Origin of the sequence: Planktotalea sp., assembly GCF_965659345.1 — a bacterium.
Classification (GTDB): Bacteria; Pseudomonadota; Alphaproteobacteria; order Rhodobacterales; family Rhodobacteraceae; genus Planktotalea.
Genome location: NZ_CBFHVK010000009.1, coordinates 161462 through 170716 on the forward strand (window position 1 = coordinate 161462; position 9255 = coordinate 170716).

The 9255-nt window shown below is 53.6% G+C and carries 6 protein-coding genes; 4 read left to right on the forward strand and 2 right to left on the reverse strand.

Features of this window, described 5'->3' with window-relative positions; translation table 11 throughout:
- Positions 1-1617 (reverse strand): citramalate synthase, encoded by a 1617-nt coding sequence (cimA, locus tag ACTG3Z_RS09485; protein WP_439142775.1) that lies wholly within the window; start codon positions 1615-1617, stop codon positions 1-3.
- Between the two features lie 115 nt (positions 1618-1732).
- Positions 1733-3094, reverse strand: coding sequence for a cysteine--tRNA ligase (gene cysS / locus ACTG3Z_RS09490; RefSeq protein ID WP_439142776.1), 1362 nt, complete (start codon positions 3092-3094; stop codon positions 1733-1735).
- Positions 3095-3328: 234 nt separating this feature from the next.
- On the opposite strand from cysS, the gene ACTG3Z_RS09495 reads away from it, so the two are divergent.
- From ACTG3Z_RS09495 to typA, 4 genes are all read left to right on the forward strand, one after another.
- Entirely contained in the window at positions 3329-4504 is a 1176-nt protein-coding gene (locus ACTG3Z_RS09495) for a pyridoxal phosphate-dependent aminotransferase (protein ID WP_439142777.1), read from the forward strand.
- A 49-nt stretch (positions 4505-4553) separates the two neighbouring features.
- Positions 4554-5378: a TPM domain-containing protein gene (locus ACTG3Z_RS09500; RefSeq protein ID WP_439142779.1), complete on the forward strand. Its 825-nt coding sequence runs from the start codon at positions 4554-4556 to the stop codon at positions 5376-5378.
- 217 nt (positions 5379-5595) lie between these two features.
- Positions 5596-7137 carry a trimethylamine methyltransferase family protein gene (locus ACTG3Z_RS09505; RefSeq protein WP_439142780.1) on the forward strand — a complete coding sequence of 514 codons (1542 nt, stop codon included), beginning with the start codon at positions 5596-5598 and terminating at the stop codon, positions 7135-7137.
- A 122-nt stretch (positions 7138-7259) separates the two neighbouring features.
- Positions 7260-9080 carry a translational GTPase TypA gene (gene typA, locus ACTG3Z_RS09510; RefSeq protein ID WP_439142781.1) on the forward strand — a complete coding sequence of 607 codons (1821 nt, stop codon included), beginning with the start codon at positions 7260-7262 and terminating at the stop codon, positions 9078-9080.
- The last annotated feature ends 175 nt before the right edge of the window (positions 9081-9255 follow it).

Here is a 9255-nt window from a genome sequence, read left to right on the forward strand (position 1 = left end):
TTACTTTTCTTTCGTATCGTGAATGAGCTTCCACTGGATCGCATCGAGCAAAGCCTCAAAGCTCGCGTCCACAATATTGGGCGATGCCCCCACTGTGCTCCAACGATTCCCTTTAGAATCAGCGCTGTCGATGATCACGCGGGTGACCGCTTCGGTGCCGCCTTGGGTAATGCGCACCTTAAAATCGACAAGACGCATATCGTCGATCATCTCTTGGTATTGCCCCAAATCCTTCGCCAAAGCTTTGGACAATGCGTTCACAGGACCCCTGTCAGAACCGGTTTCATCCATAGATTCGCTGACAGAGAGCTTCTTTTCACCGTCGACTTTCAGCACGACGACGGCCTCGGAAAGCGAAATCATCTTGTCATATTTGTTCTTACGTCGCTCAACGGTCACCTTGTAGCGTTTGACCTCGAAAAATGTTGGAAGCTGACCCAGCGCTCTGCGCGCGAGCAGCTCAAAACTCGCTTGCGCTGTGTCGTAAGAATACCCCTGCGACTCGCGCTCTTTGATCTCATCAAGCAAGAAACCAAGCGCTGGATCCCCTTTAGCAACGCTGAGCCCTGCATCCGAAAGTCGTTTGCGCAGGTTTGATTGACCAGCTTGATTCGACATTGGAATGATGCGTTCGTTGCCGACGATTTCCGGCTCGATATGCTCATATGTGCTTGGGTTCTTGAGGATCGCCGACGCATGAAGCCCCGCTTTATGGGCAAACGCGGACGAGCCGACAAACGGCGCTTGGCGCAATGGCACACGGTTCAAAATATCGTCCAGCGTGCGCGAAATCTGCGTGAGCGTTTGCAAGTTTTCCAGCGGCACACCTGTTTCAAACGCACTGGCGTAGGGTTCTTTGAGCAACAAGATAGGAATGAGAGTTGTCAGATTGGCGTTGCCGCAGCGTTCCCCCAAACCGTTAAGCGTCCCTTGAACCTGCCGCGCACCCGCATCAATCGCCGCGAGCGAACAGGCCACCGCATTCGCCGTATCGTCATGGGTGTGGATGCCAATGTTGTTGCCGCTGATCCCTGACGCAATCACCGCTTTGGTGATCGCATTGATTTCATTGGGTAAAGTACCACCATTGGTGTCACACAGCACAACCCAACGCGCCCCTGCTTCGATGGCGGTATGCAGCGTTTCAAGCGCATAGTCAGGATCGGCTTTGTAGCCATCAAAGAAGTGCTCGGCATCGAACAATGCTTCGCGGTCCTCGCCGGTGATGTGCGAGATAGAGGCAGCGATGTTGGCCGTATTTTCTGCCTTGGTGATACCGAGCGCGTCGGAAACGTGAAAAGCTGACGCTTTGCCAACGAGACAGACCGCGCCTGTTTCGGCTTGCATGACCTGCGCCAAAACGTCGTCATTTTCAGCAGAGCGTCCGGAGCGTTTGGTCATCCCGAACGCCGTCATTTTGGCGCGGGTCTTTGGTGCTTTCTCAAAGAATTCGCTGTCTGTCGGGTTCGCACCCGGCCAGCCGCCCTCGATATAGTCGAGGCCTAGCTGATCGAGCATTTCTGCGATCTGGATTTTCTCCTGCGTGGAAAACTGCACACCTTGGGTTTGCTGCCCATCGCGCAAGGTTGTGTCGTAGAGGTAGAGTTTTTCTTTCATCGCACTGCGCTTTCCGTAAGTCCGTGCTCTTGGCACGGACGGCCCCCGACCGCCCCCATGGGCGGGGGCTTCAGCCCCACCCGCGGTCGGGGGCTGTCCTGTATTTGGCAGAAATTCATAGGAGGCCCTCCAGTTTTGAAGGGTCAAAAGTCGAAGTAGGAAGAAGTTCAACGGCTTCTTTCGACATGCGGACCTCCACGCCCGCTTCAGTTAGCGCACGCTTTAAGGCATCTAGCGCCGAAAAGTCTTTGCTTTGCATCGCTTTTTCACGCGCGTTGCCCAGTTTTTCAGAGAAAACACTGAGGTCGACAGCACCTTTATCGATCCAAGCGCCCATTTCATCACCGAGCAAACCAAGCAGCGCTCCAGCCGACTTCAACTCAGCGACATTCCCGTCATTCGCGAGTTTGTGCATCAGTGTAAGCGCTCCAGCCGTGTTGAGGTCATCAGACAAGGACAAGAGGATATCTTGAGGCACGTAAGAGCCATCAACATTTTCGACCAATAACCGCCACTTCCTCAACGTCTTCTCCGCCTCTTCCCGCTTCTTCTCTGTCCAATCCATAGGCTTGCGATAATGCGTGCTTAGCATCACGAAGCGGATCACTTCCCCCGGCACGCCTTGGTCGAGCAAATCGCGCACGGTGAAGAAGTTGCCCAAGGACTTGGACATCTTCTTGCCCTCGACCTGCAACATCTCGTTGTGCATCCAAATATTCGCAAAATCGTGGCCAGCGCATTTAGACTGAGCAATCTCATTTTCATGATGCGGGAACATCAAATCATTGCCGCCCCCGTGAATATCAAAACTCTCACCAAGCAATTCATGCGCCATGGCAGAGCATTCAATATGCCAGCCCGGACGCCCCTTGCCCCATGGGCTATCCCAACCAGGCGTGTCGGCATCAGAGGGTTTCCAAAGCACAAAATCCATCGGATTGCGCTTGTAAGGTGCGACTTCAACGCGCGACCCTGCGATCATATCGTCAATGCCACGACCTGAAAACTTGCCATAATCCGCATAACTTTCCACCGCGAAGAGCACATGACCTTCCGCCTCATAGGCGTATCCCTTGTCGATCAAATCCGCGCTCATCGCGACCATCGGCGCGATATACTCAGTGGCACGGGGCATGTGGGTCGGGTGCAGTGCACCGACAGCGTCCATATCAGACAAATAAAGACCAATCGTACCATCCGTGATTTCACGAATGCTTTGTCCCGTTTCAGCCGCCCTTGCATTGATCTTGTCATCCACGTCGGTGAAGTTGCGCACATATGTGACGTTCGCTTCGCCGTAGACATGGCGCAAAAGACGAAAGAGCGTGTCAAAGATGATCACAGGGCGCGCATTTCCAAGGTGCGCACGATCATATACCGTCGGGCCACAGACATACATCGACACTTCACCGGATTTAACCGGCACCAGGTCCTCTTTTTGACGGGTCTTGGTGTTGTGCAGTGTGATCTTGGTCATGTCACAAGTCCTTTTGGCGCGCGCGAATGGTGCAGCGGACTTAGCAACTCAGATCAATGAAAGAAATGTAAAACCAGCCCGCCTAACGAAGTTAGTGGGAAATACAGCAGATAATTGTGGTGTTCTTTGTCTGGTTCATAGGTTTCGCATAGCGATATAAATCTCATCCGTCCAGTGTGTTGACGAATCCTGCGCGGCTTGGCCATGTGAAGCGTCGCGCTTGAGGAGCATAGCATGCCAATTTTGTCCCCCACTTTAACCAATATTTCCGAAGGTGGATCAGATGGATGGGAAATTCTAACCCGCGCCCGCGAGATGATTGGGTCGGGTACACCTGTGACGCAGCTCACAATTGGTGAACATGACATTCGCACCGATCCGAGCATTTTGGCGGCGATGGATCAATCTGCGCGTGGCGGTCACACAGGATATGCGATGGTCCCTGGCATCACAGAATTGCGCACAGAAGTCGCCGCAAGGGTCCAAGCGCGCACAGGTGTTGCAACACGTGCAGAGAACGTAATGATCACGCCTGGCGGGCAATCTGCACTTTTTGCCAGCCATCTTGCTGCCTGCCCATACGGTCAAAAGGCGCTCTATCTTGATCCATATTACGCCACCTACCCTGGCACATTGCGTGGCATTGGCGCAGTGGCGACGCCTGTTCAGGTCCACGCGGAAAACAGGTTTCAACCGAAAGCCAGCGATATAGAACCCTTCGCTCAAGGAGCCGCAAGCCTGTTGATCAATTCGCCCAATAATCCGACGGGCGTGATCTACACACGCGACACGCTGGAAGGAATCGCAGATCTGTGCAAGCGCCACGATCTTTGGCTGATTTCTGACGAAGTTTATGACACGCAGGTATGGGAGGGCGAACACCTCTCCCCGCGCGCACTGCCGGACATGGCGGAACGCACACTTGTCATCGGTTCGATGTCGAAAAGCCATGCAATGACGGGAAGTCGCTGTGGTTGGATCGTCGGGCCCGAGGAAGCGATTGCGCATATTGCAAACCTTGCGACGCACACGACCTACGGCGTTGCTGGCTTTATCCAAGACGCCGCACTTTTTGCGCTGCGCGAAGGTTCAGAGCTAGAGCAAAAGATCGCAGCACCGTTTGAACGTCGTCGCGCGATCACGCTCGATATTCTCAAAGACCAAAACCATATTACCCTGATCCCAGCGGACGGCGCGATGTATGTGATGCTTGATTTGCGCGCCACTGGGCTAAGCGGTGAAGAGTTTGCCAATCGTTTGTTAGACGAAAAGCACATCGCGGTGATGCCCGGCGAAAGCTTCGGCAAAGCGGCGGCCGGACATATCCGCGTTGCGATGACGATTGATGATGAGCAGTATGGCGCTGCACTGCGCACGCTTTGTGCTTTCGCAGCGGAGCTTTGTGAATAAGCAAACTTAAGCTATGCTCTGGGCATTCACCTTTAGAAAGCCTTTTGAAATGACACGTTTGCTTGCGATTTTAGCCTTTATTTTCACGGCCAACACGGCCTTTTCCCAGTCATATCCGGATTACGCCTCAACGACTGTGAACGATTACGCTGGACTTTTGGACGATGCGTCCGAAGCGCGTTTGGTTAAACAATTAGAGGAATTGAAGAAAGACACTGGCGTTGAGATGACCGTTCTAACGTTATCGCGCCAAGAGATGTTTGCGCCAGATCAAACGCTTGAACAATTTGCGACAGGCCTGTTTGATGAATGGGGCATTGGGGATAAGACACGCAATGACGGTGTTTTGGTGATGGTTTTGCACACGGATCGCGCCATGCGTATTGAGCTTGGCAAAGCATATGGGCGCGATTGGGATCGCACTGCGGCGCGTGTCATAGATCGCTCATTCTTACCCGCATTTGCAGAGGACCGCTATCAGGACGGTATCGAAGCTGGTGTGACGGAAACTATCAACACCATCGTAACCCCCTTCCTTGCGGGCGAAGACGCACCCAGCGGAAGCGCTGAGAACAACTGGGTCTGGGCAATTGTTATGGCAGTCGTCGCTGGCATGGGCGCACTGATCTTCAAAGACAAATTCGTAAAGCTAAAGAAATGCCCCGAATGCGGTACGCGCCACTTGAACCGCACACGTCATGTCAAAAATAAAGCCACCAAAACCTCGACTGGCGATGGCGATATGATTACGGAATGCTCAAATTGCTCTTATCGCTCAGTGGTTCCCTACACGATCAGTCGGGTCAGCTCTTCAAAAAGCTCAAGCTTTGGTGGCGGCTCTTCCGGTGGTGGCGGTGCAAGCGGTAAGTGGTAAGGTCTGAAAACGACCTTTCGTCGCATTTAGCGTAGCAGACGCTCAAAATTCGCTCTCAACTCGTCTTTAGAACGTAGGGAGTAGGCGTTTGATTAGCTCGATTTGGAAGCTCACATTAACACGTGTGACGATTGGTGCCCGCCGCGGACGTGCTGCGCGCGGGCGGCCCTGACGAAAGCTTAAACCTTTTCCTCAGTCCGTTTCGAAAGTCTACACTATGAATGATCAATCCCCATCCCGTCGCGCTGGCGGTCGCTCTGCCCGCCGCGAAGCTCGTTCCAACAAGTTGCCCGATCACATGCGCCCTATTCGCGCTGGCATGGAGGGTGGAAAATACAAACCGCTCTCAGACACTGATGTCGAGAAGATCCACCAAGCCGCTCTCACCGCGTTAGAGACGATTGGCCTTGCCGATGCGCCCGCGTCTGGCGTTGAAATCTTAACCAAGGCTGGCGCAATTCTTGGCGATGACGGGCGTATTCGTTTCCCGCGCGCGTTGGTCGAGGATGCTTTGGCGAAAGCCAACCGCGATGTGACGCTTTTCAGCCGCGATGGTTTGAACGATCTCGATTTGTCAGGGCAAAGGGTGCATTACGGAACCGCTGGTGCAGCCGTGCACTTGGTCGATGTTGAAGGCAACGAGTACCGCGAAAGCACGCTGCAAGACCTGCATGACGCCGCGCGCATTTGCGATGTCCTCGACAATATCAATTTTGTGCAGCGCCCTATGGTCGCGCGCGACATTCTGGATACGATGGAGGGCGAGCTGAACGCGATTTATGCCTGCATGAGCGGCACGACAAAACACGTTGGCATTTCCTTTTCCGAGGCGAGCATCGTGCCCCATGCAGTCGAAATGCTTCATCAAATCGCTGGTGGCAAAGATAAGTGGTTAGAGCGCCCTTTCATGTCGAACTCGAACTGCTTTGTCGTTCCTCCGATGAAATTCGCAACCGAATCTTGCGAAGTTATGGAAGCCTGCGTTGAGGGCGGCATCCCTGTTTTGCTTTTGTCGGCGGGCATGGCTGGCGCAACTGCGCCGTCTACGATTGCAGGCGCTATCACCCAAGCCTGTGCGGAATGCTTGGCAGGTCTGGTATACGTAAACGCCATCAAACCAGGGCATCCAGCGATTTTTGGCACATGGCCTTTCGGTTTGGATTTGCGCACAGGCGCGATGTCTGTGGGCTCGGGCGAGCAAGCTTTACTGTCTGCCGGCTGCGCGCAAATGCATGCGTTTTACGGGATCCCGGGCGGTGCTGCTGGCGGTGCGTCAGATTCCAAAATGCCCGACATGCAGGCTGGATGGGAGCAGATGTGCTCTAATGTGATGGGCGGTCTTGCGGGCCTGAACATGGTCTATGAAGCGGCTGGGATGCATTCGTCGCTTTTAGGATTCTGCCATGAAAGCTTGATCCTCAGCGATGATCTTATTGGCCAAGCCATGCGCTGTGTGCGCGGGATTGAGGTGAACGATGAAACCCTCGCGCTCGATCAAATTGCAGACGTTTGCATGGGTGGCCCAGGTCACTACCTAGGAACGGATCAAACTTTGGGACGCATGCAGATCGATCACGTCTACCCAACCCATGGCGATCGAACGTCGCCCAAAGAATGGGTTGAGCTGGGTAAGCCGGTGTTGCTTGAAAAAGCCAAAGCCAGAAAAGAAGAGATTTTGGCAACGCGATCTGCCGCAAGATTCGATGCGGCTTTGGACAGTGCTATCCGTGAGCGGTTCAAGATCTATTTGCCCGCGTAATCTGGGTTTATTGGCAAGAAAAAGCCGCGTAACGTGCTCTATTAAGGGTGCGGCGCTATTTCACTGGCCTTTTGAGCGGCGTCCCTATAACGGGGGCGCAACTCAGTTAAAGGCAGACCCAAATGGACCTTCGCAATATTGCGATTATCGCACACGTTGACCACGGCAAAACGACGCTTGTTGACGAACTTCTTAAACAATCCGGCGCATTCCGCGAGAACCAAGCAGTCGCAGAGCGCGCCATGGACAATGACGCCATCGAGCGCGAGCGCGGCATCACGATTTTCGCCAAGCCCACTTCCGTCGAGTGGAAAGGCACACGCATCAACATCGTGGACACGCCCGGCCACGCGGACTTTGGTGGTGAAGTTGAGCGTATTCTGTCCATGGTTGACGGTGTTGTCTTGTTGGTAGACGCGGCAGAAGGCCCGATGCCACAAACAAAGTTCGTGACGTCCAAAGCTTTGGCGCTTGGTTTGCGCCCGATTGTTTGCTTGAACAAAGTAGACAAGCAAGACGCCGAACCTGATCGCGCACTAGATGAGTGTTTCGATCTATTTGCGTCTTTGGATGCAAATGACGATCAACTTGATTTCCCACATATGTATGCTTCTGGCCGTAATGGTTGGGCGGACAATGAGCTTGACGGTCCACGCAAAGACTTGTCGGCTCTGTTTGATCTCATTGTGAACCATGTTCCAAAGCCACGCCAGATTTCGCGCCAAGACGAAGACTTTTCCATGTTGGCGACAACGCTTGGCTCTGACGCATTTGTGGGACGCTTGCTAACGGGTCGCGTTGAAAGCGGTAAGTTGAAGGTTGGCGCGACTGTTCAAGCGCTGAGCCGTATTGGCCAAAAAATTGAACAGTTCCGCGTGACACGCATTCAAGCGTTCCGTGGCCTTGCAGAGCAAGACATCGATGAGGCATTGGCAGGCGACATCGTCTCCATCGCAGGCATGTCCAAAGCGACGGTTGCAGACACGATTTGTGCGTTGGCCGTTGACACCGCCCTGCCCGCACAACCAATCGATCCGCCCACTATCACAGTTACTTTTGGTATCAACGACAGCCCACTGGCAGGCCGCGATGGTAAAAAAGTACAATCGCGCGTCATTCGTGATCGCTTGATGAAAGAAGCGGAATCCAATGTTGCGATTAAAATCGGAGAAACACCCGGTGGCGAAGCGTTTGAAGTCTCCGGTCGTGGCGAACTCCAGATGGGTGTTTTGATTGAAAATATGCGCCGCGAAGGTTTTGAGCTTTCGATCTCACGTCCGCAAGTGATCATGAAAGATGGACCTGACGGTGAACGTCTTGAGCCAGTCGAAGAAGCTACGATTGACGTCGACGACGAATACTCTGGCGCAGTGATCGAAAAGCTCACAGGCGCGCGTAAGGGCGAACTGGTTGAGATGCGCCCTGCTGGTGCTGGCAAGACACGCATTATCGCGCATGTGCCTTCACGCGGCTTGATTGGCTATCACGGTGAATTTCTAACAGACACGCGCGGTACCGGCGTTTTGAACCGTGTTTTCCATGGCTGGGCGGCACATAAAGGTTCTATTCCGGGCCGTCGTGCTGGTGTTTTGATTTCAATGGAGAAAGGGCAATCCGTTGCCTTTGCTTTGTGGAACTTGGAAGACCGCGGCAAAATGTTCATTGGCGCGCAAACAGATGTTTACACAGGCATGATCATTGGTGAGCACAGCCGTGAGAACGATCTTGAGGTGAACCCGCTCAAAGGCAAGAAGCTTACAAACGTTCGCGCCTCTGGTACGGATGAAGCGGTCCGTTTGACTACGCCCGTTACTCTGAGCCTTGAAGAAGCGATCGCCTATATCAACGATGATGAACTGGTAGAAGTGACGCCAAATGCTGTGCGTCTGCGCAAGCGCTACCTTGACCCACATGAGCGTAAGCGCCAATCGCGCGCCGGTTAAACCGCTTCACATCCACTGACAACGAGAAAAGCGCGACGGAATATTCCGTCGCGCTTTTCTTTTAAGACGAATGCGCAGGCGATAATTCACCTGCGCAAGGCTTTGTTGCACAAATCGGGCACTGTAGGATTCACTGTGTGAATCCAGCGTGATAGCTCGCGGACATGAGCAGTTG